Annotated in this window: 18 protein-coding genes; 6 read left to right on the top strand and 12 right to left on the bottom strand. The window is 45.3% G+C overall.

Annotated features, from left to right (window positions below; genetic code table 11):
- Window positions 1-419: 419 nt before the first annotated feature.
- Both NSQ91_RS04975 and NSQ91_RS04970 read right to left on the bottom strand, forming a co-directional pair.
- The gene (locus NSQ91_RS04975; protein ID WP_076309555.1) at window positions 420-1,604 is read right to left on the bottom strand and encodes a hypothetical protein; all 1,185 of its coding nucleotides are present in this window, start codon (window positions 1,602-1,604) and stop codon (window positions 420-422) included.
- Window positions 1,568-2,170 carry an RNA polymerase sigma factor gene (locus NSQ91_RS04970; RefSeq protein ID WP_248547910.1) on the bottom strand — a complete coding sequence of 201 codons (603 nt, stop codon included), beginning with the start codon at window positions 2,168-2,170 and terminating at the stop codon, window positions 1,568-1,570. The genes NSQ91_RS04975 and NSQ91_RS04970 overlap by 37 nt, the downstream gene beginning before the upstream one ends.
- Window positions 2,171-2,293: 123 nt before the next feature.
- Here NSQ91_RS04970 and ligD point away from each other — a divergent pair, with 123 nt between their 5' ends.
- Entirely contained in the window at window positions 2,294-3,178 is an 885-nt protein-coding gene (gene ligD / locus NSQ91_RS04965) for a non-homologous end-joining DNA ligase (protein ID WP_076308897.1), read from the top strand.
- A gap of 204 nt (window positions 3,179-3,382) precedes the next feature.
- Here ligD and NSQ91_RS04960 read toward each other — a convergent pair whose 3' ends face one another.
- Both NSQ91_RS04960 and cls read right to left on the bottom strand, forming a co-directional pair.
- Window positions 3,383-4,222: a YitT family protein gene (locus NSQ91_RS04960; RefSeq protein ID WP_248547977.1), complete on the bottom strand. Its 840-nt coding sequence runs from the start codon at window positions 4,220-4,222 to the stop codon at window positions 3,383-3,385.
- A 240-nt stretch (window positions 4,223-4,462) separates the two neighbouring features.
- Window positions 4,463-5,893, bottom strand: a complete 1,431-nt coding sequence (cls, locus tag NSQ91_RS04955) for a cardiolipin synthase (protein ID WP_076129238.1) — start codon at window positions 5,891-5,893, stop codon at window positions 4,463-4,465.
- Window positions 5,894-6,054: 161 nt separating this feature from the next.
- On the opposite strand from cls, the gene NSQ91_RS04950 reads away from it, so the two are divergent.
- Window positions 6,055-7,335, top strand: a complete 1,281-nt coding sequence (locus NSQ91_RS04950) for a M23 family metallopeptidase (protein WP_076308898.1) — start codon at window positions 6,055-6,057, stop codon at window positions 7,333-7,335.
- Between the two features lie 38 nt (window positions 7,336-7,373).
- Entirely contained in the window at window positions 7,374-7,823 is a 450-nt protein-coding gene (locus NSQ91_RS04945; protein ID WP_038568928.1) for a bactofilin family protein, read from the top strand.
- 8 nt (window positions 7,824-7,831) lie between these two features.
- Here the strand turns inward: NSQ91_RS04945 and NSQ91_RS04940 are convergent, their stop codons facing one another.
- From NSQ91_RS04940 to NSQ91_RS04920, 5 genes are all read right to left on the bottom strand, one after another.
- Complete coding sequence (locus NSQ91_RS04940; protein ID WP_076185050.1) at window positions 7,832-8,620, bottom strand: ABC transporter permease; 789 nt, start codon at window positions 8,618-8,620, stop codon at window positions 7,832-7,834.
- Window positions 8,613-9,539, bottom strand: coding sequence for an ABC transporter ATP-binding protein (locus NSQ91_RS04935; protein ID WP_232061156.1), 927 nt, complete (start codon window positions 9,537-9,539; stop codon window positions 8,613-8,615). Before NSQ91_RS04935 ends, NSQ91_RS04940 begins: the two co-directional genes overlap by 8 nt.
- 169 nt (window positions 9,540-9,708) lie before the next feature.
- Window positions 9,709-14,304, bottom strand: coding sequence for a glutamate synthase large subunit (gene gltB / locus NSQ91_RS04930; protein WP_076129241.1), 4,596 nt, complete (start codon window positions 14,302-14,304; stop codon window positions 9,709-9,711).
- A gap of 376 nt (window positions 14,305-14,680) precedes the next feature.
- Entirely contained in the window at window positions 14,681-17,035 is a 2,355-nt protein-coding gene (locus tag NSQ91_RS04925) for a YhgE/Pip domain-containing protein (protein WP_076129242.1), read from the bottom strand.
- A gap of 212 nt (window positions 17,036-17,247) precedes the next feature.
- Complete coding sequence (locus tag NSQ91_RS04920) at window positions 17,248-17,823, bottom strand: TetR/AcrR family transcriptional regulator (protein WP_076129243.1); 576 nt, start codon at window positions 17,821-17,823, stop codon at window positions 17,248-17,250.
- A gap of 265 nt (window positions 17,824-18,088) precedes the next feature.
- Here NSQ91_RS04920 and NSQ91_RS04915 point away from each other — a divergent pair, with 265 nt between their 5' ends.
- Window positions 18,089-19,276 carry an MGDG synthase family glycosyltransferase gene (locus NSQ91_RS04915; RefSeq protein WP_076129244.1) on the top strand — a complete coding sequence of 396 codons (1,188 nt, stop codon included), beginning with the start codon at window positions 18,089-18,091 and terminating at the stop codon, window positions 19,274-19,276.
- Between the two features lie 66 nt (window positions 19,277-19,342).
- On the opposite strand, the gene NSQ91_RS04910 is transcribed toward NSQ91_RS04915, so the two are convergent.
- From NSQ91_RS04910 to thpR, 3 genes are all read right to left on the bottom strand, one after another.
- Window positions 19,343-20,026 (bottom strand): metal-dependent hydrolase, encoded by a 684-nt coding sequence (locus NSQ91_RS04910; RefSeq protein ID WP_076129245.1) that lies wholly within the window; start codon window positions 20,024-20,026, stop codon window positions 19,343-19,345.
- 74 nt (window positions 20,027-20,100) lie between these two features.
- Entirely contained in the window at window positions 20,101-21,027 is a 927-nt protein-coding gene (locus NSQ91_RS04905) for a cell wall hydrolase (protein ID WP_076137184.1), read from the bottom strand.
- A 77-nt stretch (window positions 21,028-21,104) separates the two neighbouring features.
- Window positions 21,105-21,707, bottom strand: coding sequence for an RNA 2',3'-cyclic phosphodiesterase (thpR, locus tag NSQ91_RS04900; RefSeq protein WP_076218347.1), 603 nt, complete (start codon window positions 21,705-21,707; stop codon window positions 21,105-21,107).
- Window positions 21,708-21,796: 89 nt separating this feature from the next.
- Between thpR and NSQ91_RS04895 the strand changes: the two genes are divergently transcribed.
- Complete coding sequence (locus NSQ91_RS04895) at window positions 21,797-22,753, top strand: D-2-hydroxyacid dehydrogenase (RefSeq protein ID WP_076129248.1); 957 nt, start codon at window positions 21,797-21,799, stop codon at window positions 22,751-22,753.
- Window positions 22,754-22,831: 78 nt separating this feature from the next.
- A complete protein-coding gene (locus NSQ91_RS04890; protein ID WP_076279904.1) occupies window positions 22,832-23,347 on the top strand; it encodes a GrpB family protein in 516 nt (171 codons plus the stop codon).
- Window positions 23,348-23,372: the final 25 nt, after the last annotated feature.

Below are 23,372 nucleotides of genomic sequence, written 5' to 3'. Positions count from 1 at the left end.
GGGAAAACTTCCCTGAAATTCAGCCAACTCGGCAACGAATAAAGCAATTCTCCTGATTATTAGGGAGGAATTCCCTGATTTCGTTCATTTAGAGCAAATAGCGGCTATTTTCAGGGAGTTTTTCCCTAATTAGTTTAAAGCATTCTATACATTGTACAAACACAGAACGTATCGCCCATAGTCCACCGTCACATATACCACTAATTCCACAAATCATCTACTGCAAGCCGCACGAAAATCATACATAGCACATCGCACATCGCCCACCGTCCCAACCATTAGCATAGAACTCTACGCGTGGCATATCGTCACATGGCACAGTAAAATCCATTATTCCCCTATTCCATAAAAAAGCTGCCTCCCAAGTAGAATTCACTACTTTTGAGACAGCTTCTCCTAATGTACAGTTAGAACAGTAGCTAGTGAATAAAACTGGTGGCAATCTTTTGCCATTGCTCACGAGTCAGTTTATTCTCCTGCTTGTCGCTCAGAGAAAGAACCATCTGGGTGGCTTCATCATACCAATACAATCGATTCTGAGAAGACCAAGCATTCTTCCCTTTTCCAGTACCCGCCGCGATAAATATTGCCTCTTTACCTGTACCTGTCACAGACCATTTTTCAGCAGTCTGGCCTTCCAAGATAGACACTTGCATGGTATAACCCTTAAAAACACTCTGCCTTAAGGATAGTGTAATTCTTTGATCTCCGTTGTGGTAGGTAACCTCAGCATTATCTATGGAATTTGCAGCTATCTTCTCCATAAACAAGTTTTGTCCAGTTTTATCGGTTGTAGCCTTTTTTTGAAATTGTTCAAGGATTTCTTCATATTCTGTGTCTAGCGACTTGTATAGGGGAGCTGCATTAAAAGTTCCTTGCTCGAATTCATAACCATCAGCTAACGAGGAAGGCAACCCTGGCCAGAAATCGCCAACCGTTTTTAATTCTTTTACGAAGTCTTGATATTTCGAATACACCGGCGAAATAAAAGCAAACTGCAATTGATTTCCATAGCCTAACCCTAACTCCAGCTTATTTAATTCAGCATCCTTCACATAATAAGCAGCCATTTCCCCAGTGTTTAAACGAGCAAGCACTTGCTCTTTATAAGTCATAGATAAGCTCTGATACTTCTCTATCGCAGGCGAGGTTGTCGGATCAGGCGTATTATTATGCACCGTCTTCACAACAGCCTTCCCTCCGCTGTTCACTAGTGTAATATTACCACCTTGGGGTTTTGAGATATCAATTGTAACCTGGCTACCTTGTTCCGATAAATCTCCATCAGCAGATAGCTGAAAAGCACCCAACCCGATAATCCCTAGCAATACAGCCGCGGAGACTCCTGTGAGCACTCTTTTTCTAAACCTAGACGGGTGTTGGGGCATCTCCTTTTGCTTCTGCATAATAGGATCTTCCGGTTCTGGGAACGGCTTCAGCTCGATAACGATGTTCGTCCTTTCACCGTCAATCCTATTCTGTTGTTCATGAATTGCTCTTACCCGCTTCATAACAGCTGCTTTTACATCCAGCTCTTGGCAGCTCCCTACCGCATCCATTTTCTTGATCATTTTCTCTTCAACAAAGCCTCGTTGCCGCACCATTCCGTTCCCCCTTTCTGAGCATTCAGCATTTTGCCAAGCTTCGTAATCGTTCGCCTGTATTTTTTCTTCACAGCATCAGTATTCTTATCCAGAATCTCCGCAATCTCCGGGAAGCTCTGTTCCTCAAAGATTCTAAGTACTAACAGGTTTCGCTCCTCTGTCTTCAGCTTCTCGAGGGCAAAAGTCAGATGTTCGTTAAATATGTAACGGTCCATCAACTGTTCCGGGCTTTCTGCAGGCGGATCTGGTTGAAAAAGCGCCATAAACTTTATTTGGCTTTGACGTTTGCGGATCAGACTGAGGCAATGATGGTAGGCAATTTTATATAGCCATGAAGAGAAGCTCGCGATAGGGCGGTATGTGCCTATATGCTGATATGCCTTTACCAGAATTTCCTGTACTGCATCCTCCGCTTCAGTACGGCTCCCAAGCAGCCGACAGCAATAGCGGTAAATCGGCTTTTGAAAAGCCTCGACGATCAAGGCATAGGAATCTACCTCGCCTGACTGTACCCGAACAACAGTGTGCTCGATCCCGTCCAAAATCAGCAAACTCCCCTTTCTCATTAACGTATATCCTTATAAGTCTTATGATCATCCAAAAGGGACACTTTGGGAATATTTTTTTCATGAAAAGGAGCAGACTGACACATAATACCTTCATTCCTATCACAGAAAGGAGTTTCCCCGATGCCGGCAGCGATCAAAGGTACAATTACCATAGACGGAGAAGAAATCATCATCACTAACCCAGAGAAGCTGCTGTGGCCCGAATGTGGCATTACCAAACGGATTTATCTGCAAAAGCTCGCTGCACTCTCTCCCTATCTGCTGCGTTATTGCCGAGACCGGCTGCTTACCGTCATTCGTTATCCGCACGGCATCTCTGGAATGTCCTTTTATCAAAAAAATGCACCTGATCCGCTCCCGGCCTTTGTCCAAACCGCTGTGCACGAGAATATTAACTATATCAAGCTGCAAGGTTTACCTGAGCTGATTTGGCTGGGAAATCTCGCCGCTTTGGAATTCCACCCTTCCCTGCATTATGTAGGCAGCGAGCTGCCCTGTGAGTGGATGATTGATCTTGATCCGTCACTTGAAATCGAACCTCGTATCATGGAAGCAACTGCGATCGTTGGGGGGGTCTTAACCTCCCTTGGCCTCTCCTCTGTACCCAAAACCTCCGGTGCTACCGGGGTGCAAATCATTGTCCCTATCGAGACTGGCGTTACTTTTGATGGATTGCGGAAAATCGGGCATTTTGTGGGTCGTTACGTCACCGAAAAGCATCCCAACCTGTTCACCCTGGAACGTCTAAAAAAGAATCGCGGAGATAAAATCTATTTTGACTACCTCCAGCATTATAGCGGCAAAACATTAGCTGCACCTTACACACCACGTGCAAGACCACTTGCTACAGTTTCTACACCCTTGCTATGGGAGGAGGTTCAGCAAAATGTATCTCCCTCTAATTTTCATCTGCTCAATATCGAGGAACGCCTTCTGCGTATGGGAGATCTTTTAGAGAAAGTGCCCCCACAGCCCGTTGAACAGCTCATTGCTAAGCTCCCATAAAGGAGCAATCCCATAGAAAAAAGACCCTAAAAACAGCAATAAGCCCGCAGCATCAACTACATGCTACGAGCTTATTTGGCGTCCCACTCAAGGACAGAAGGTATACTATATAAGAATACGGCAGGCCGAGCTTTGTTCACCGTATTTATTGCTTTTTTATCCGTAAAAATACCTTCTTTCAGTTAATGATACTTAAGAGCTACGCTAGTGGATGGATTTCTTCTTGAAGCGGCCACCTTTAACATCATGGATGTTACCTATTGCGATGAATGCATCAGAATCCCAATCTTCAACAATGGTTTTAAGCTTAGCTTCTTCCAGACGGGTGATAACTACAAAGATCACTTTCTTGTTCTCACCGGAAAATCCGCCTTCTCCATCTAAATAAGTAACACCACGTCCAAGACGCTCTGTCAGAGCTTCCCCGATATCGCGGAATTTATCACTGATAATCCATACTGATTTCGATTGATCCAGACCCTCAAGGGTGATGTCAATAACCTTAAATGCAATATAATAAGCAATCAGGGAGAACATCGCGTTATTCCAACCGAACACAAATCCAGCTCCGGACAAGATGAACAGGTTGAAGAACATAACTACTTCACCTACAGAGAAGGGAAGCTTCTTGGCTACCAAAATCGCAACAATTTCTGTACCGTCTAGAGATCCCCCGAAACGTACAACCAATCCAACACCTACACCTAGAATGATACCGCCAAACACGGCAGCAAGCATCGGTTCAACTGTAAAGGCCTCTACATGATGCAGCATTGAAGTGCCGATAGACATAAGTAAAATCGCATATAAGGTAGATAAGGCAAATGTCTTACCGATTTGCTTATAACCGATTAACAGGAACGGAAGGTTGAGCAGTGTCAATAATATACCCAGAGGAATGTCAAATAAATGTGATAAAATAATGGAGATACCGGTAATCCCGCCATCAATCATTTGATTAGGTACTAGGAATATCTCAAGTGCAACAGCCATCATGGCGGCCCCTACGGATAACATGATCATACGCTGCGCGAACTTAGCCATTTTATGGGCACCGGTCTTCTGCAGTTTGTTCTGCTCCTCTTTGGTAAACATTTGTGGACTCACATTCATAGAACTCCCCCTACAATTTAACAGTATAGTTTTGAAACATTCGGAAGTATAACTACAATCTATACTTTCTTACATTTCTTCTTATACAATTATTATATCACAAAATATGCTCTAATAATGAATGGAACACGTACTATCCTTCGAAAAATTCAGATTTAGTCCTCTTTCCGGTCATAACAGCGGTGATAACAACTGACATAGCCCTTCACCGAGTTTGACAATTCTCCCTCTCTCCTTAAATTTTACAGGATCAATGAATTCACTGTTCTTTTGATCCTTTTCAAACCCCGCGACTAGCTCTGCTATCGTCTCAGGATGCAGCAAAACCGCTGTCATTTCGAAATTAGAATAGAAGCTGCGCATATCCAGATTCGCACTTCCCACCGTACCCAGCAGATCATCCACTATCATGACTTTGGCATGCATAAATCCTTTGGTGTAGCGATAGAACTTCACGCCTGCATCTTGTAAATTCTCCAGATAAGACAAAGAAGCATGATAAACAAGCTTATTATCAGGCTTCGCCGGAATGATGATTCTAACATCCACTCCACGAAGGACTGCACTCTTCAAAGCACGACAAATCGCAGGATCCGGAATAAAATACGGTGAAGTAATCCAGATCCGTTCCCTAGCAGAGCAAAAAGCGGCAAAATACATCTCCTGAGAAGCATCGATCGCAGCATCCGGTCCACTTCCTACAATCTGCACGGCTTCTTGCTCCTTGCAAGAGTGCTCAGGGAACAAACGAGGATGACTCATACCTTCACCAGAGGCCAGTCTCCAATCCTTCAGGAAGACATACTGAATATAATAAACAGAATCTCCTTCTAAACGCAGATGGGTATCGCGCCAGTAACCCATCTTGGCGTCCTTTCCTAAGTAATCATCACCGATATTCATTCCCCCCGTAAAACCAATCAATCCGTCCACCACTAGGATCTTCCGATGATTGCGGAAATTAAACCGACGATCCAGTAAAGAACTAATCGGAGGTAAAAAAAAGTGGAACTCCACCCCGGCATTTCTCAGGGTTCGAATAAACCTACGGCTTAATCGATGACTGCCCAGTCCATCACAAAGCAAACGCACCTTTACTCCCTGCCGCGCCTTTCGAATCATAACGTCCTGAAACTGTTCTCCAATCTCATCATCACGATAAATATAAAATTGCATGTGGATATGTTCTTTTGCCTCTTCCATGGCTTCCAGCATAGCGTCGTAAGCTTCTCTTGCAGTTGACAGCACTCTGCTTTTGTTATGGCCTGTAATAGGCCCTTCCGAGAGCTTTGCAAGCAAAACCAATAAACCCTCGTTATTCTCAAACTGAGCGTTTCCAGTATCCGACGCTTGTTTTACTACCTTAATCTTACCAGTGACATACGAACGGATTTCCCGGAAGAGTGAAGTACATCTTTTGTTCAATTTTCTATTCTGTCTGTAGTCACGACCTAGAAAATAATAGAATGCCAGACCGAGCGGTGGACAACAGAAGGAAATAAACAACCATGCTATAGCCCTTTGCGGGCGTCGGTACTCCAGAAATACAATCAATGCAATCTGTATGATAAAAAGAATTAGAATTATCGCGAAAATCTTCAATTCTCTACCCCCTCAATTAATAAAAACAGATGCAATAGACTCTCTGCGATGACTCTAGTACAGGTTTTGCCGTAACTCTCCTTCTTTATTCAAACAAACCGTTGTCATGTTCCTGAAAGATATGGAATACATAGAGTAGTAGGACAATTCGGATGAGCCTAATGGAAGAAAAGTCGTTAGCCTCAGGTATCGCAAGCGGCTGCCATAAGCCGCAGAAAGGAGAAGCCATGAAGAGTCAGCCAGATCATAAACGGATTACGCTGCTTGTCGTAAGGGATGCCGGACGTCCAGTCAAACAGCTCCACATCTCCAAACCGCTAGCGTTCGCCTTACCGGCAGCAGCAGCCCTGTCTATCTCCAGTCTGGTCACCTCTATGCATTTCCATGCCTCTCAGTCCATCTCACAGCTAGAAGCCGAGGCAGCCGCACTATCGCTAACCAATCTCCGCATGGAAATGAAGGTCGCCGACAAGGATAAAGATTTAACACAGCTTCGTAGCCAGGTCAGCGAACTTTCGGAAGAGGCAGATAACATTAAAGACAAGCTGAAGAGTGTAAATGCACTGGAACAGGAGCTGCAAGCATTGATTAACAAAAGCAAAGGTGCTGCTGCCGCTACAGACACGAATGAATCTCAACCGGAGAAATCCGCAACAGAAAGATCAAAAGCTGGATCGGCCACTTCAAATTCAACATTAGGTTTATCGAACCGTCTTTCTTCTCCTGTTCCTAAAGAGACTTCCTTTAAGCAGAGTACAGAAGAGAACTCATCTTCCACTTCTCTATCCGCTATAAGTTTCCGCTTTGGGGCCATCACCGCAGCCCTTCCAAAAACACTCACCCCGCAGGTTGGTGGAGAATACATCGCGGTGTATCAGAACGACGCTACGAGCTTGGTGGAAGAAACTAAGGATGACTTTGAGGAGATTCACGGGATGCTTGATGAAATGGTGGAAAGTATCACACAGACGATCACACAGGCAGAGCATGAGAATAACGTACAGGCAAATCTGCAAGCTCAAAAGGCCCGTGCAGAAAAGGCTAAACTTAACGCTGTACCGCTCTGGCCTACCGAGTCCAAAGTCATTTCTTCAAGCTTCGGCTACCGCTCAGATCCATTCAAAGGTTTGTCTGCGTTCCATTCCGGTGTCGATATTGCTGGGAACATCGGTGATCCTGTATATGCTGCCTTAGATGGCGAGGTTATTACTGCGGAACAAATGGGCGCACGCGGAAAATACATCGTGATTAAGCATTCAAATGGATTGGAAACCTGGTACATGCATTTGAACGGAATGATCGTATCTGCGGGAGACAAGGTTAGCAAAGGGCAGAAAATCGGCTTGCTTGGAAGCACTGGCCGAAGCACAGGTCCTCATCTTCATTTTCAGGTTGTGAAGCAGAATAAAACAGTCAACCCTTTGGCGTATGTCAAACCCTAAAGGGTTGCATTTAATTTCAAAATAGGAGGAATTTATAAATGTGGAACAAACGGCAACAGCGTGTCCCCTTTAAATCTACCGATTCCCTAATTGGGCATGGAGGAACACTGGAGGGTAAGGTGCAATGTGATACAAACCTGCGGATTGAGGGTACCTTTAGCGGTGAGATTATTTGCAGTGGTGTCGTGACTGTAGGAGAAGAAGGAACAGTGCGCTCCAGTATTAAAGCGGAAGAAATCGTGATTGCCGGCAAAGTATACGGGGATGTTACGGCAGATCGCAGACTCATTATGACCGGAACCGGAGAATTGCATGGCAATATTTCAGCAGGAGCACTTAGCATTATGGAAGGCAGCCTCCTGAATGGCTCCATTGCCATGCAAGAACAGCCCACCTCTGAAAAAGCAGGTGAGCCCAAAAGTAATATGAAAAAGGACAAGGCAGCCAAGCGCTCCTCCAAAGCTCAAGGAACACTTGAGGCCGGCTAGACTTATTTCTATGAAGCAACGTCCCTTTTACGGAAGACAATCCAGGAAATGGCCAGGAATAGGATATAGTACACCGCTAATACAGCTATGGAGAAGCCAAGTGTTGAGCCCCCCGGACCCGTATCCGACAATAGGTAACCTCTTAGATCCATATGTGTGAAGATCAAGTATTGGGCCCATTCAAACCGTTCTGGACTAAAAATAACCGTAAAAATACTCTTGGCAAACATAATAAATAAGGATAATCCAATAGCCAGCCCACTTGCGCGGAATACGCTAGATACCATGAAAGCCAGAGCAGCAGTCAGGAAAAGCTCAATGTAACGACATAGGAGATCTAGGAAGGAATATTCCGCTGGACTCCAAGCCGTAATGGATGACATCGTATCTCCCGAAGATGAGGAGAAGATTAACGAAGCACCAAACCCAAAAGCAATCAATACTGCGGTGCTAAGCAAACTGAATAACACCATGGAAATATATTTCGAGAGCAGGATCTTGGAGCGACTCCACGGGCGAATCAGCAGCAGCTTAATGGTTCCCCAGGTAAATTCGCCCGCTACGGAGTCAGAAGCCACTACAACGGTAAAGATTGTATTCAAGAAGAACGCAATACTCACCGTCATCTGAAAGTTGTCCCAAAGCCCCATAAGCGATGAATCGCCTTCGCTTGTGAAATAAATAAGCGCAGGAAGCAGCACGCTCATCACTGCAAGAATAAGCAGCATAATCCATGTGCGGACACGGCTGTATATTTTGATATTCTCATTATGTATGAGAGCTGTAAACTCACCCAATTCCTTCACCTCCTGTAACCTCTAAGAATTGATCCTCCAGCGTACGGGCAAGGGTTCTGATGTTATACACCTTAATCCCACCTGCCACTAGCTTGGCATTTAATTCTGCAATCTCCTCACGCTCTGCCTCAAGCACAAGTCCCCCACTCTTAAATACTCCACGTCCAATGAGGGCTAACGCAGCCTCAGCATTATCAACCTCGAACAAGGTTTCTCCCAGAGGCATTACAGTATTGCCTACCCCTTTCAGCTGCTTCACATCCACCAGTCGTCCATTTTGGATAATCGCAACGCTGTCACACATGAGCTCCATCTCGGAAAGTAAATGACTGGAGACGAATACAGTTGTTCCTTCTTCCTGACATAAACGGCGTAAATAGTCTCGGAGCTCGCGTATCCCTTGTGGGTCCAGCCCGTTGGTTGGCTCATCTAGAATCAGCAGCTTGGGTCTGTGCAGCAGTGCTTGAGCCACTCCCAGCCTCTGACGCATACCTAGCGAATAGGTCTTAACTTTGTCATGAATTCTTTGACCTAGTCCGACTAGCTCGACAACCTCATCTATCCGTTGCTTTGTTACCCCTGGCACCATCCGTGCATATTGGCGCAGATTCTGATAACCGGTGAGGAACTTGTACATCTCTGGATTTTCTACAATGGCCCCTATATTTGCGATAGCCTCTTCAAAATGGTTTTTAATACTACGGCCACAGATCAAGATGTCTCCACGACTAATGGAAATCAACCCTACCATCATCCGTATTGTAGTAGTCTTACCTGCTCCGTTGGGTCCCAAAAAACCGAAGATTTGTCCAGGCGGGATGTCCAGCGTTAAATCGCTCACCAGCGTTTTCGAGCCGATTTTTTTGGTGACTCCCTGCAGGCGGGCAACAGGCTCCATCAATATTTCTGTATTCGACATAGTCTCACTTCCTTTCATCTATAACCTAGTTTACCACATATACCCTTTTTTTCGAAAATCACTAGAGGATAAGAGTCTGCCAGCTAAAAAAGGAACCTGACTTCTCCGGTATTAGGAAGAGTCAGGTCCCCTTATTCATTTAGTTCCTATTTCATTCAAGAACAACAGTTTAACCGCCAACACGGGCAAGCTCGCGCATATTTGCTTCAAATGCAGCCATCAACGCAGCTTCTCCGGTCAATCCGGTTTGTTCTACCTTGCGAATTTGCTCCATCATCCGTTTGTAATCCTTCGGAATGACACGAACGAAGTTCGGCAAGCTATCTGCCCACTGATTCAGTACTCGTGCGCCAGCCGCACTACCTGTAAGCTCGGTATGGCGGATAATCAGCTCACGCAGCTCTTCGATCTCCTCAGACTCTTCCACTCTCTCGAGCAGTACCATTTCGAGATTGCAGCGGCCGATGAAGGTTCTATCTGGGTCGTAGACATAAGCGATACCGCCTGACATCCCTGCCGCAAAGTTACGGCCAGTTTCACCAAGGACAACCACTCGGCCTCCAGTCATGTATTCACAGCCATGGTCACCCACGCCTTCTACAACAACCTTCGCTCCGGAGTTACGGACGGCAAAACGTTCACCAGCGATACCGTTAATATAAGCTTCTCCACCTGTTGCACCGTAGAATGCAGTATTTCCGATAATGATATTGTCCTCAGCAGCAAAGGTAGCTTTCGGAGATGGCTTGATAATAATCTTACCACCCGACAATCCTTTACCTACATAGTCATTGGAATCTCCTTCCACCGTAAGCGTGATTCCCTTAGGCACGAATGCACCCAAGCTTTGACCAGCAGAACCGGTGAAATGAAGCCGAATCGTATCATCCGGCAAACCTGCGGCCCCATACTTGCGGGTCAGCTCGCTGCCAAGGATAGTTCCGACGGCACGATTAACGTTCGTGATTGGCAGTGATGCCTCAACAGCCGTACCTGATTCCAGTGCAGGTGCTGCCAGGTCGAGCAGCTGCGAAACATCCAGTGTCTCTTCCAGACCATGATTCTGGTATTTACTGCGGAAGCGTGTGCTTCCTTCCGGTAATTCCGGTGTATGCAGCAGGCTGCTCAAATCTATGCCTTTCTTCTTCCAATGCTTCGACGCCTGAGTTGCGTCTAGACAATCGGTACGGCCTACCATCTCTTCAATTGTACGGAAGCCGAGACTTGCCATAATTTCACGTAGATCCTGTGCCACGAAGGTCATAAAGTTAACTACATGCTGCGGATCACCGGTAAAATTCTTACGAAGATCCGGATTCTGTGTAGCTACACCAACCGGACAAGTATCCATTTGGCAGACACGCATCATTATACAGCCAACAGATACTAGCGGAGCAGTGGCAAAACCATACTCTTCGGCCCCAAGCAATACAGCTACAGCCAAATCGCGGCCGCTTAGCATTTTACCATCTGTTTCCAGAACTACACGGTCACGCAGATTGTTGAGCATCAATGTCTGATGGGTTTCAGCCAAGCCAAGCTCCCACGGAAGACCCGCATGACGAATGGAGTTCATCGGCGATGCCCCTGTACCTCCATCATAGCCACTAACCAAGATAATATCAGCGCGCCCTTTGGCTACACCCGCAGCAATCGTACCCACTCCAACTTCCGATACGAGCTTAACATTAATGTTTGCACGTGGATTTGCATTTTTCAGATCATAGATCAGCTCTGCCAAATCCTCGATAGAGTAAATATCATGATGCGGTGGAGGTGAGATCAGACCGACACCTGCTGTTGAGCCACGTACTTCAGCGACCCAAGGATAAACTTTACGTCCCGGAAGCTGTCCACCTTCCCCTGGTTTAGCACCCTGAGCCATTTTAATCTGGATCTCATCAGCGTTAACTAGGTAGTTCGAGGTAACACCAAAACGTCCAGAAGCTACTTGTTTAATCGCACTGCGACGTGAATCACCATTGCTATCCGGAATATAGCGGGCTGGATCTTCGCCGCCTTCCCCCGTATTACTCTTACCACCGATACGGTTCATCGCAATGGCCAGTGTCTCATGTGCTTCCTTACTAATGGAACCAAAGGACATTGCACCCGTCTTAAACCGTTTCATAATGGACGATGCAGATTCTACTTCTTCCAGTGGAATCGGTTCATAGGCTGACTTGAATTGCAACAAGGAACGAAGCGTCAATTGCTTCTCGCTTTCTCCTTGAACAAGGGCAGCATATTTCTTGTACATATCATAATTCCCGCTACGCACAGAGTGCTGAAGCAGATGAATCGTCTGTGGATTGAATAGATGCTCTTCCCCATCATTACGCCATTGATAATCGCCACCGGAGTCAAGCACCTTATCATTTCCGTCTTTTTCTGTAAAAGCACGGTTATGATGGATAAGCGCCTCAGTTGCCACTTCCTCCAGGCCAATCCCCCCAATGCGGGAAGGTGTCCAAGTAAAGTAACGATCCACGAACTCAGAGTTCAGACCGACAGCTTCAAAAATCTGCGCACCGCGGTAAGATTGAATCGTCGAAATTCCCATTTTGGAAAGAATCTTAACTACGCTCTTAGTCGCAGCTTTAATATAGTTCTTCACTGCTTTTTCATGCGAGATTCCCCGCAATAAGCCTTGGCCGATCATGTCATCCAAGCTTTCAAAAGCCAGATAAGGGTTTACTGCACTCACACCATAACCGAGCAGCAGCGCATAATGATGGACTTCACGTGGTTCACCGGATTCCAGCAAAATACTAACCTTCGTCCGTGTTCCTTGGCGGATCAAATGGTGATGCAGACTCGATACCGCAAGCAGAGCTGGAATCGCAGCATTCTCACTGTCCACACCGCGGTCAGTCAGAATCAGAATGTTATGCCCTTTTGCCATAACACGGTCAGCAGCCTCGTTCATGCGCTCAAGCGCGATGCGTAATCCTTCTGCCCCAAGCTCAGCCGGGAAAAGAATTGGAATAGACATCGATTTGAAGCCTGCACGGCGAACATGGCGAATCTTAGCAAAATCTTCGTTCGAAAGAATTGGCGTTTGCAGCGAGATCTGGCGGCAGCTTTCCGGTTCCGGTTTAAGCAAATTACGCTCTGGTCCAATCGTAGTCGTTGTGGATGTAACCAGCTCTTCACGAATGGCATCGATGGGTGGATTCGTTACCTGAGCAAACATTTGTTTGAAATAGTTATAGAGACGTTGCGGGCGGTCCGAAAATACGGCGAGCGGAGCATCATAACCCATGGAACCGACAGCTTCAGCACCAGTAGATGCCATTGGCTCAAGCACCTTGCGCAAGTCTTCAAAAGTATAGCCGAAAGCCTGCTGTAGCTGTTGTACATTGTCATGCTTAGGATTTGGCAGTTCAGGTGCATCCGGAAGCTCATCAAGACTGATCAAATGCTCATCCAGCCACTGGCGATAAGGCTTCTCAGAGGCGATAGCCGATTTAACTTCCTCATCGGAGATAATGCGGCCTTCCTTCGTATCCACGAGCAGCATGCGTCCAGGTTTCAGGCGGTCTTTATATAAGATGTCCTCTGCTGGAATGTCCAGTACACCGGCTTCTGAGGATAAAATAATCATATCGTCTTTCGTTACATAATAACGAGCAGGACGCAGGCCATTACGGTCCAGAATAGCGCCGATTTGTATACCATCGGTAAAGCCCATTGCAGCAGGCCCGTCCCACGGCTCCATTAGAGTACTGTGGTATTCATAAAATGCTTTTTTATCAGCATCCATACTATCATGATTGCTCCATGGTTCAGGAACCATCATCATGGCTACCTGTGGCAGGGAGCGTCCGCTCAAATAGAGAAACTCAAAGGTGTTATCGAACATTGCAGTGTCCGATCCATCCGGGTTAATAACAGGCTTGATCTTGTTCAGATCTTCACCAAACACTTCGCTCTTAAACAATGACTGGCGCGCATGCATCCAGTTCACATTACCACGCAAGGTGTTGATCTCACCGTTGTGGATCATAAAGCGGTAGGGATGCGCACGTTCCCAGCTTGGGAAGGTGTTCGTGCTGAAACGGGAGTGAACTAACGCGATCGCTGATTCCAGCTCTTCGTTCTGCAAATCCAGGTAGAATTGTCCGACTTGTTCTGTAGTCAGCATGCCTTTGTATACAATCTTACGGCACGACAAGCTTGGAATATAGAAGGATTCATCCTCTTCTGCACCACCGTAACGAATGGCAAGCTCTGCACGTTTGCGGATTACATAAAGCTTACGTTCAAAAGACAACTCATTCGTGACCGAAGCCGAGCGGCCGATAAATACTTGACGCACAAAAGGCTTAGCAGCTTTCGCTGTCTTGCCAAGCATTTCATCATAGGTAGGCACATCACGATAGCCGAGTACTATTTGACCTTCTTCAGCAATAATATTGCTTAAGAGAGCTTCATGCTGCGCCCGAACTTCTTCGTTATGAGATAAAAAGATCATGCCCACGCCATAATGGCCTTGTTCCGGCAAAGCAAAGCCTAGCTTCTGAGCTTCGCTTGCAAAGAAACGGTGCGGAATTTGAAGCATGATACCTGCTCCGTCACCAGAGTTGGGTTCGCTACCTTGGCCTCCCCGATGCTCCATATTAAAGAGCATTGTCAAAGCATTACTTACGATATTGTGAGACGGTGTGCCTTTAATATGAGCTACAAATCCCATGCCGCAAGCATCTTTTTCGAACTGGGGATCATACAGGCCCTGTTTTACGGGCAGTTCAGTGTGTTTCATCGAACGCAACCTTTCTATTATAAAGTATGCAATGTGTTAGGAAAATTTTTCACATGAAAATCTTAATAATTATTCAATCCAGATTAGTGCTATTATTTTATCACCGAGGTATCATCAGCGCAATTTAAACTTTTTTATGATGCTGATTAACAATTGTTTTTGCATCACAGCTTTAGCGAGTAAAAGTTTAAAAAAACTTCATGTTGCATAATTATACATAAATAACGCATAAGTGCATATGCAATGAAAGCGTTACAAGATTTTTCACTCCTTCTAATATGTTTGCAAGAAAAAGGGTTTTTATGATTTTAAATCAAAAAAAGCGTCTCCCAGAGGAGACGCTTTTTTATACTTTTTTTTCAAAAAATTTATCAGTTTATACAGTCAAAACTTGTTCACTATTCACTCCAACTTCATTCTCACGGCTACGTGTCATGAAGTAAGCGAAGGTAAGAGCAAGGAATCCAAGACCAAAGATTGCCAGGATACCTACATCTCCCCACATTGCACTGAAATCACCTGTAGAAATTACTGCTTTGAGACCACTAACTGTGTAAGTCATTGGAAGCAGTGGATTAAAGAATTTCATCCAGTCAGGGATCAATTCAAGTGGGAATGTTCCGGCACTAGTTGTTAATTGGAAAATCAGAATAACGATAACAACGAAACGTCCCGGTTGATCCATCCAAGTAACAATCGCTTGAACTACCCATGTGTAAACTAAGCTTGTTAAGAATGTAAATACGAAGAATAGCGGTTTACTTTGTACTTCCAGTCCAAGTCCGTACAATACAACCACAGCAGCCAGCATAGACTGGATGAAGCTCATGATTGTGAAGGTAAGCGTACGGCTGATGAAACGGTTCATACGGCTAGCACCAAGGACAGCCGAATCACGCATTGGAATAACAATTGTTGAAATCAAAGCACCTACAAACAATCCAAGGGATAGGAAGTAAGGAGCAAAACCTGTACCATAGTTCGGAACATGATTCACAACTTTATCCTCAACCACAACTGGTTGTGCGAACATTTCCATCATTGCATCTGTTTTGTTCACGCTGCCTGTTTTTTCAGCAGCATCGCCAAGCTTAGTTGCCAGTTCTGTTGATCCAGATTTCAGATCATCCATACCATCTTTCAGCTCGCCTGCGCCATCAGCCAGTTTTTTCGAACCATCTGCTACCGCACTGATACCGGAACCTAGTTCGCCTACACCGCTAAGTAGTTTTGAGGTACCATCACCAAGTGCTTTACCGCCTTCAGCCAGCTTGCTGCCTCCAGCTGCAGCTTCTTTAAGCTTCGCACCAAATTGTTGCATTCCTGCATTCAGCTTATCGCCACCAGCTACAAGTGCAGATGCGCCTTGTGCCAGTTTTTGTTGTCCTGTCAACAGCTGTGTGCTACCAGCATTTAATTGCTTAGCTCCATCATGCAACTGAGTTACACCAGCAGCTAACTGCTGTGACCCCGAGTGCAGTTGAGTTGCACCTTGTGCCAGTTGCTCTTGCCCACTGTGGAGTGCAGTAGCACCCTGTGCCAGCTGCTCTTGGCTTTGTTGCAGTTGCTCACTGCCTTGTGCCACGGCTGCACTAGCTGCCAGCAGCTTCTGTACCGCTGGATTTTGTGCCAGCTCAGGACTAGCCTGTGCCAATTGCTCCAATCCTTGAGCTACCGCTTTAGCACCCTCAGTTACCTTCGTGCTGCCTGCGGCGGAAGCTTGCAAACCCGCTTCCAGTTTCGCGCTGCCATCTACGGAAGAAGTTAAGCCCGCTTCCAGCTTCGCGCTGCCATCAACTAAAGATTGTGTTCCTGCTTGTAGTTTAGAAGTACCATCCACAGCAGACTGTGTTCCCGCCTGAAGCTGTGTAGCACCTGTTACAGCTTGTTTCAAGCCGTCACTAAGCTGTTTACTGCCGGCAGAACTTTGGGCAACACCGTCTTGAAGTTGCGTATGTGCAGTAGACAATTGTTGCAATCCGCTTGCCAACGTGGTTGATCCTGTTTTAAGCGCCGTAGCACCTGCATTCAAATCAGTCACGCCTTGTGTAAGGGGTTCTACACCATTTTGAAGTTTACCTGTACCATCTGTCAGTACAAGTAGATTATCTTTCAGCTTCAAGGCTCCGTCATCTAGCTTACCAGCGCCATCAGCGATCTTGGAAGCACCATCTCCGGCTTCGCCCAATCCATCAGATACTTCTGTAATCTGATTGAATACAGACTCCACATAAGCTTCTGTTACTTTAGCAGATACTTTATTTTTAATTTCTGCTACAGCCGTACCACCGATCTGACCAGCCAAGAAGTTATAACCTTCATTTGGCTCATAAATAATTTTTGCCGGCTGTGGTTCATCATCCATAAGAGTAGTAGCTTTGGCAGAAAAGTCTTCCGGAACAATGATCGACATATAATAAGTATTGTCCTTCATTCCTGCTTCCGCTTCTTCAAGGGAAACGAAGTTCCACTGGAAGCCGTCGGTTACCTTCAACTCTTCTATAAGATCATTACCGGCTTGTAGTTGCTTGCCTTCATAATTAGCGCCGACATCCTGGTTGACCACAGCAACCGGAAGTTCATTCATCTTGCCATACGGATCCCAGAATGCCTTCAGGAAGAATCCGCTGTACATCACCGGAATAAATAGGATAGCAATCATTGGAATCAGCACCTTCGGATTTCTAAGGGCTGCGCCAAGATCCTTGGTAAATACGGATAATGATTTCATTCTGGTTCTCTCCTTATGAGCTTATGCTCTCTTTAAAATGCTTTGTTTGCGAAATATTACGTAACACTAAGTGACTGTTTTCCCCATTCGGTCAATTCAGGGTATAAAAAAATGCCTTGCGGCTCTTCTTCAATGCCTAATCATCTTGAGAATTGTTAAGGGAAAGCGAATCGAGTGATGCTGAGAACGCCATCCCTATCCTGAATCAACCCTTACTGTGCCAATCCTTCGGCGAGAAACAAATGAAAATACATCTTGATCTGTTCCTTGTCCAAGGGAGTATGTGTTTTATTCAGTTCAGCAGTCAATACAATATATAATCTGAACATGACTACCGAGACGATTTTGGGATCGCAAGGTTTGATTTCTCCCTGTTGGAGCGCTTGTTGCACCTCCCGTTCTAAATATTCTAAAACTACGTTCTCGATCTTCTCGAGTCCTTCTCCAGCCTGCGGCGTACCGAATTCGCGATTCTCCTGGGAAAGTTTTATGAATAGCTCCTGCTCACTTCGAAACTCAAGCAGAGCATCCAGCACACGATGCAAGTTATCAAAGAAAGGTCTGTCTCGCCTGATCTCCCGTTCAGCTATCGTCTTCATTTCCATCATCATATCGCGCAGGATCTCGTCAAACAATTGCTCTTTGTTTGTAAAAAAGGTGTAGATGGTTCCCTTACCGACATTTGCAATCTTAGCAACCTGATCCATTGTAGTTGCCTTATAGCCAAATAATGAAAAAGATTTCGCTGCGGCCTGAAGCACCTGCTGTCTTCGATCCACCACTGCCACCTGTGCACACTTCCTTTCTCCAGAAAATATCGTTCCCGCTGACTTCTGACCACTTTACTAATCCGGTCAATTGGTCATTCACTACTTTATCATGTTGTTTTCTAGTTTGCAATACTTTGGGCGAACCTTTTATTTTTTTATTTATTGCAGGGTTTTAACTTTCTATTTACGTCTTACTTGTATAATGTGAGTATAGTATAGATTTCCTAGTATAATTAGAAGAAGGAAAGCATTTCTATAGAAAAGGAAAGTAGCAGGTGAACTTATGCGAAAGAAAAGAGTACTGCTGTTTTCGGAAGGCTTCGGTACGGGCCACACAGGAGCAGCCTATGCTCTGGCCGAAGGAATAAAGCTGCTGAATCCGGATGTCCAGTGCCGAGTCATCGAGCTGGGGAAATTTCTTAACCCGACGGTCGCCCCTTGGATTCTTTCCGCTTACCGCAAAACAGTTAGCAGCCAGCCTAAGCTGGTCGGCATGATGTATAAGACACAATATCATAAATCATTGAACCCGTTGACTAAAATGGCGCTTCACCGGATTTTTTATACACATGCTTCACAGGTGATCGAACAGCTAAAGCCTGATTTGATTATCTGCACTCATCCCATTCCGGCTGCGGTCATTTCCAGACTAAAGCGTCGTGGATTAAATGTGCCTCTGTATACATTAATTACAGATTATGATGCACATGGGAGCTGGGTAAATTCCGAGGTCAATCGTTATCTCGTATCTACCCCACGCGTCAAATCCATTCTGACAGGCCGTGGGATCGCTCCAGAGCTAGTAACCGTCACTGGCATCCCAGTGCATCCAAAGTTCTGGGAACGCTCCAACAAGACGCTGCTGCGCAAGGAACTGGGATTGGCTGATATCCCAACCGTACTCATTATGGGTGGAGGCTGGGGGTTAATGTTCGGCAAAGAGATTATGCATTCCCTCACCGCCAGAATGGATGATATTCAGCTCGTGTTCTGTATGGGCAGCAATGAGAAGCTAATCGCCAAAATGAAGTCCAATCCACTGCTTAATCATCCCAATGTTAAAATTCTGGGATATAGCAGTGAAATCAATAAATTGATGGATGCCTCAGACCTGCTGATCACGAAGCCTGGAGGGATGACCTGCACAGAAGGTCAGGCCAAAGGAATTCCGATGCTTTTCTATAAAGCTATTCCAGGTCAGGAAGAGAAAAACTGCCAATATTTCGTAGAGCTTGGGCTGGCAGAGGTGCTCGACTCGGAAGTAGTGAACAAATGGTTCACTATGATGCTTCGTGAATATTCAGTTCTGGAAGAGCAACGCAGACGACGTCTCGCTCCAGATAAACATCAACCGCAAAGCTGTGCGACTACTGTTCTGAAGATGTTAGGTAACCCCGTAAGCGAGGCAACTGAAATCAGAGGCTCTAGAGCGCAAGCACGTAATGAAGAACCTGTATGTATTACACCTTAAAGAATAAGCAGGTAGTCAGGGAATTTCTCCCGGCTACCTGCTTTTTTTAATATAAATCGGGTTGGTTTAAATTTCTACACTCTCACCAGCTTTAAGCGGGAAACCTTCTACTCCCTCTTGGTGCAGGCGATCGCAGAAATCAGCACCATCCTGAGCAATATCCGGAAATGTATTGTAATGTAGCGGGATCACCTTATCCGCCCGCAGCCAGCGTGCGGCCAGCAAGGCGTCATCTGGTCCCATGGTTAGCATATCGCCTATAGGCAGAGCTGCCAGGGCAATCGCATTCCTTTCTCCAATGAGGCGCAGATCGCTGAATAGCGCGGTATCCCCCGCATGGAAAATCGTCTTGCCCTCAATCGTCAACAAAATCCCCGCGGGTTGTCCAGCATAAATCCAAGAGTCGCCCTCCTGAATGGATGAGGAATGAAATGCCTGCGTAAATTTCACAGTCATCCCGGCATAGGTATGACTACCACCTATATTCATGTGCTTTACTTGTGCACCCTTCATCCGGCAATATTCGGCAAGCTCAAACACCGCAAAGATCGGACAATCATTCTGCTTGGCAATTTCGACAGCATCTCCAAAATGGTCAGAGTGGCCGTGAGTAAGCAGAACGGCATCAACTGAAATATTGGCAGGTGAAATACCGGAGTTCGGATTGCCTGACAAAAAAGGGTCAATAATAACCTTCACGTTCTCCGTCTCTACCAGCAGAGCTGAATGTCCATAATAAGTGATTTTCATGGTTATCTTCCACCTCCAGATTCATATAGTTTAGTTTACCCTATATAGCGCTGAGGTTCACAGATCCACCAAATTTATTTATAAAAAGTATGATTGCCAATGGTTTTAACATAAGTCTGTGTATGATGTACGGTCAGATCCTGTGCAAGTTTTAGCGACAAGAAAAAGTAAGTATTATCGGGAACTTCCTTTACTCCGGAGAGTGCAGCATTCACCGCTTTAATACTATCATCGTTAGGCTTCACACGGTTAAGACGCCCGTTAGCTACAGGGCTGAACTGGCTCTTCTGATAAATAACCTTATATATCGTGTCGGGGAAATTGGCTGACCGCAGCCTATTCAGAACAACGTTGGCAACTGCCACCTTGCCCTTGTACGGTTCACCTTCCGCCTCTGCCATTACAATTTTTTGTAGCAGAAGCAGTTCTTCTTCGGATACAGCGTAGCGCCGGGTTGCTTTACTTTGCTGCTCCTGGCTTAATAGCTCTGTCCGAGAGAAGTACAATGTTGTGAGGGGATGTTTCTGAGAAGCCGAGACTGTCTTCGCTGTCGCCTGACTACTCTTTGTTGCTGTTTCCGCCAATTGCGACGCTTTTTGCGCAGCTGGCTTGGATTGTACTACATCAGCCTTCACCCGAATAATGGAAACGTTCGATGTGTTTTTTGTGTTTTTTTGTTTTAATTTTTTTACACTAAGCCATTCCACACCCTTCGCCGGTTTCCAAGCGGAACTTAAAAGACTGAATGTGTTATTAAGCTTATTGGCTTGTGTAACTTCAGTAATGCCCCTCGTAATGCTACTCGTTATACTAGACTTCGATTCATCTTGCAAAAGAGAAAGTACGGATGCACGGCTAGTGGATTGCAACTTATCCATCTGCACCCTGTCCATCTTCCCTTCCGCAACTTGTTCGGGTTGCAATAAGCTTATGGCAGAGAAACACACTAGTATAACGCCAACGAGCAACGCAATATAGCGGTTTTGTTTAAAAATTAACATGATATTCCTCCTATTTCACGGCACATTCCTATTGTATGTAACCGAAAACGGAAGCTTTGAAAACTTTATTATCGATTTTAAACTGTAAACTTTTCAATAATTTCATACATAGGAATGGCATACATTCTGGTAGCATACAACACAAAACTATCAATCGTCCAGTCTCTCTGATAGTTTTTTAGGTTCCAATCATCATCCAATTTCAGTAAATTTTCCAGCAATTTATCATCATATGAATTTTTTCCCCGGTACTTTCGAGCCACAGTAAGATGCGGTTTATAGGCCCTGGATTCGCCTGAAAAACCTAGTGGAAACGTCGCTGAATGCACTCTGGCAGCTAATTGATTTAATGCCTCTATTTCGCCGGAAACCCCTATCCACAGGACTCTTGGGGAAGCTGGAAGACCAAATGTGTCCCATTTGTCCAAAGAGAGATTGAAGGGTCTGCCTTGACCCGCAGTCTGCCTCAAGGATTTCACTAAATCTGGAATTTTGGCCTTTGGGGTATCTCCTAAAAATTGCAGGGTAATATGATAATCTTGCGGATTTGTCCATTTAGCAAAATCAAAATTTTCAGATAGCTTTGAACATGCCTGCGCCACTATTTCTTGCAGCTCAGAAGGTAATTTCACAGCTAAAAAAAGCCGTTCTGATTCGTTCTCTGATGCTTTAGCATCCATGGTCAATTTCACCTTCTCCAATAGATTTGGTATTCTTAACCTATAACATGATCCATATCCATTAAACCACAAAGTAGGAGGAACACATCATGACTAAGTCTATAGTATGTCTACAACCACTTACATCTCAGCAGCAGGAAAGGATCAAAGCGGCTGCCCCAGGCTATACATTTACACAAGGAGACGCAAAAAATCCGGATTTGCAGCTGCTTGCAGAAGCAGAAATTGTAATTGGCTGGGCAAAAGGTATTTCGGATACACTCCTTCGCCCTGAGTCCTCCCTTCGCTGGGTTCAGTCCTGGTCTGCTGGTATTGAGAAGCTTCCTCTCGATCGTCTTAAGCAACAAGGAATCCTGCTCACCAGTGGGAGCGGAGTTCATGCCGAACCTATTTCTGCGGTAATCTTCGGGTTCATTCTTCTCTTCACCCGTAATTTGCATACAGCTGTACGCAATCAGCAGAACCGGATTTGGAAATCTGATGGCAGTGAAAGCGAGCTGTTCGGTAAAACAGCCGTAATAGCTGGAACTGGAGCGATCGGCAGTGAAACCGCCAGAATTGCTAAAGCCTTCCGGATGAAGACTATCGGTGTCAGCCGTTCCGGTAAGCCAGTCGCAGACTTTGATCAAATCTATACAACAGATCGTTTATCCGAAGCTGTAAGTCAAGGCGATTTCATCATCAATACCCTTCCTATTACCGATGAGACCAAGCATTTATTTAATGCCACCAGCTTCTCCGCGTTTAAAGAAGGCTCCTATTACATTAACATTGGCCGGGGCGCAACTACCGATACAGAGGCGCTGATCGATGCATTGAATCGCGGACAACTCCGTGGTGCTGGGTTGGATGTTTTTGAGACCGAACCCCTTCCGCAGGATCATCCGCTTTGGTCTATGGAGCAGGTTATTATCACTCCACACTCCGCTGGAATTACAGATCAATACGCTGACCGGATCGTTAATATTTTTACCGAAAATGTGAAGTCTTACTTATCATCAGGCACACCTTCTCTAAATCTTGTTGATTATGACCGGCAATATTAATAATAAGCTTTACAAAACAGGAACATCTGTTCTATAATAAGAAAATCCAAAGTTATCCATAAAGAGAGGGTTAGTGCAATGAAGGTCACGGTCACAGAATTTAACGAACAATGGAGTCTAATGTTCAACGAAGAAGCTCAGAAGATTAAAGATATCTTTGCTGATGCCCTCGTTGATATTCACCACATTGGCAGCACTTCTGTTTCCGGACTCAAAGCGAAACCAATCATAGATATAATGCCAGTAGTACGAAATATCGAAGCTGTAGATGAGTTCAACCAGCAAATGACAGCACTTGGTTATGAATGTATGGGTGAGTTCGGTATCAGTGGCAGAAGATATTTCAGAAAAGGCGGAAATAGCAGAACCCATCATGTTCATGTCTTCCAAATGGATAATAAGATAGATATCGGTCGTCATCTGGCTGTAAGAGACTACCTTCGATCATATCCGGAGGCGGTTAAACAGTACGGAGATTTAAAAGATACTCTTGCCAAACAATTCCCAGAGGATATTGGAGCTTATATAGACGGGAAAGAAGAATTTGTGGTTAATCTTGAAAAAACTGCATATGAGTGGTATTTAAATCAATAATCCTTATAAAAATAGCCCCTGCTGT

The organism is Paenibacillus sp. FSL R7-0048, from assembly GCF_038004505.1.
GTDB lineage: Bacteria > Bacillota > Bacilli > Paenibacillales > Paenibacillaceae > Paenibacillus_AQ > Paenibacillus_AQ odorifer.
Note: the sequence above shows the minus strand (reverse complement) of the source record. Positions and strands in the feature narration are given on the sequence as shown.

Excerpts from the sequence above, each read along its gene's own strand:
- NSQ91_RS04905 (WP_076137184.1), bottom strand. The coding sequence starts at position 21,027 with ATGTTAATTTTTAAACAAAACCGCTATATTGCGTTGCTCGTTGGCGTT.
- NSQ91_RS04950 (WP_076308898.1), top strand. The coding sequence starts at position 6,055 with ATGGAAGAAAAGTCGTTAGCCTCAGGTATCGCAAGCGGCTGCCATAAG.
- NSQ91_RS04890 (WP_076279904.1), top strand. The coding sequence starts at position 22,832 with ATGAAGGTCACGGTCACAGAATTTAACGAACAATGGAGTCTAATGTTC.
- NSQ91_RS04960 (WP_248547977.1), bottom strand. The coding sequence starts at position 4,222 with ATGGCTAAGTTCGCGCAGCGTATGATCATGTTATCCGTAGGGGCCGCC.
- ligD (WP_076308897.1), top strand. The coding sequence starts at position 2,294 with ATGCCGGCAGCGATCAAAGGTACAATTACCATAGACGGAGAAGAAATC.
- NSQ91_RS04915 (WP_076129244.1), top strand. The coding sequence starts at position 18,089 with ATGCGAAAGAAAAGAGTACTGCTGTTTTCGGAAGGCTTCGGTACGGGC.
- NSQ91_RS04895 (WP_076129248.1), top strand. The coding sequence starts at position 21,797 with ATGACTAAGTCTATAGTATGTCTACAACCACTTACATCTCAGCAGCAG.
- thpR (WP_076218347.1), bottom strand. The coding sequence starts at position 21,707 with ATGGATGCTAAAGCATCAGAGAACGAATCAGAACGGCTTTTTTTAGCT.
- NSQ91_RS04935 (WP_232061156.1), bottom strand. The coding sequence starts at position 9,539 with ATGTCGAATACAGAAATATTGATGGAGCCTGTTGCCCGCCTGCAGGGA.
- NSQ91_RS04975 (WP_076309555.1), bottom strand. The coding sequence starts at position 1,604 with ATGGTGCGGCAACGAGGCTTTGTTGAAGAGAAAATGATCAAGAAAATG.
- NSQ91_RS04910 (WP_076129245.1), bottom strand. The coding sequence starts at position 20,026 with ATGAAAATCACTTATTATGGACATTCAGCTCTGCTGGTAGAGACGGAG.
- NSQ91_RS04925 (WP_076129242.1), bottom strand. The coding sequence starts at position 17,035 with ATGAAATCATTATCCGTATTTACCAAGGATCTTGGCGCAGCCCTTAGA.
- NSQ91_RS04945 (WP_038568928.1), top strand. The coding sequence starts at position 7,374 with ATGTGGAACAAACGGCAACAGCGTGTCCCCTTTAAATCTACCGATTCC.
- NSQ91_RS04970 (WP_248547910.1), bottom strand. The coding sequence starts at position 2,170 with ATGAGAAAGGGGAGTTTGCTGATTTTGGACGGGATCGAGCACACTGTT.
- gltB (WP_076129241.1), bottom strand. The coding sequence starts at position 14,304 with ATGAAACACACTGAACTGCCCGTAAAACAGGGCCTGTATGATCCCCAG.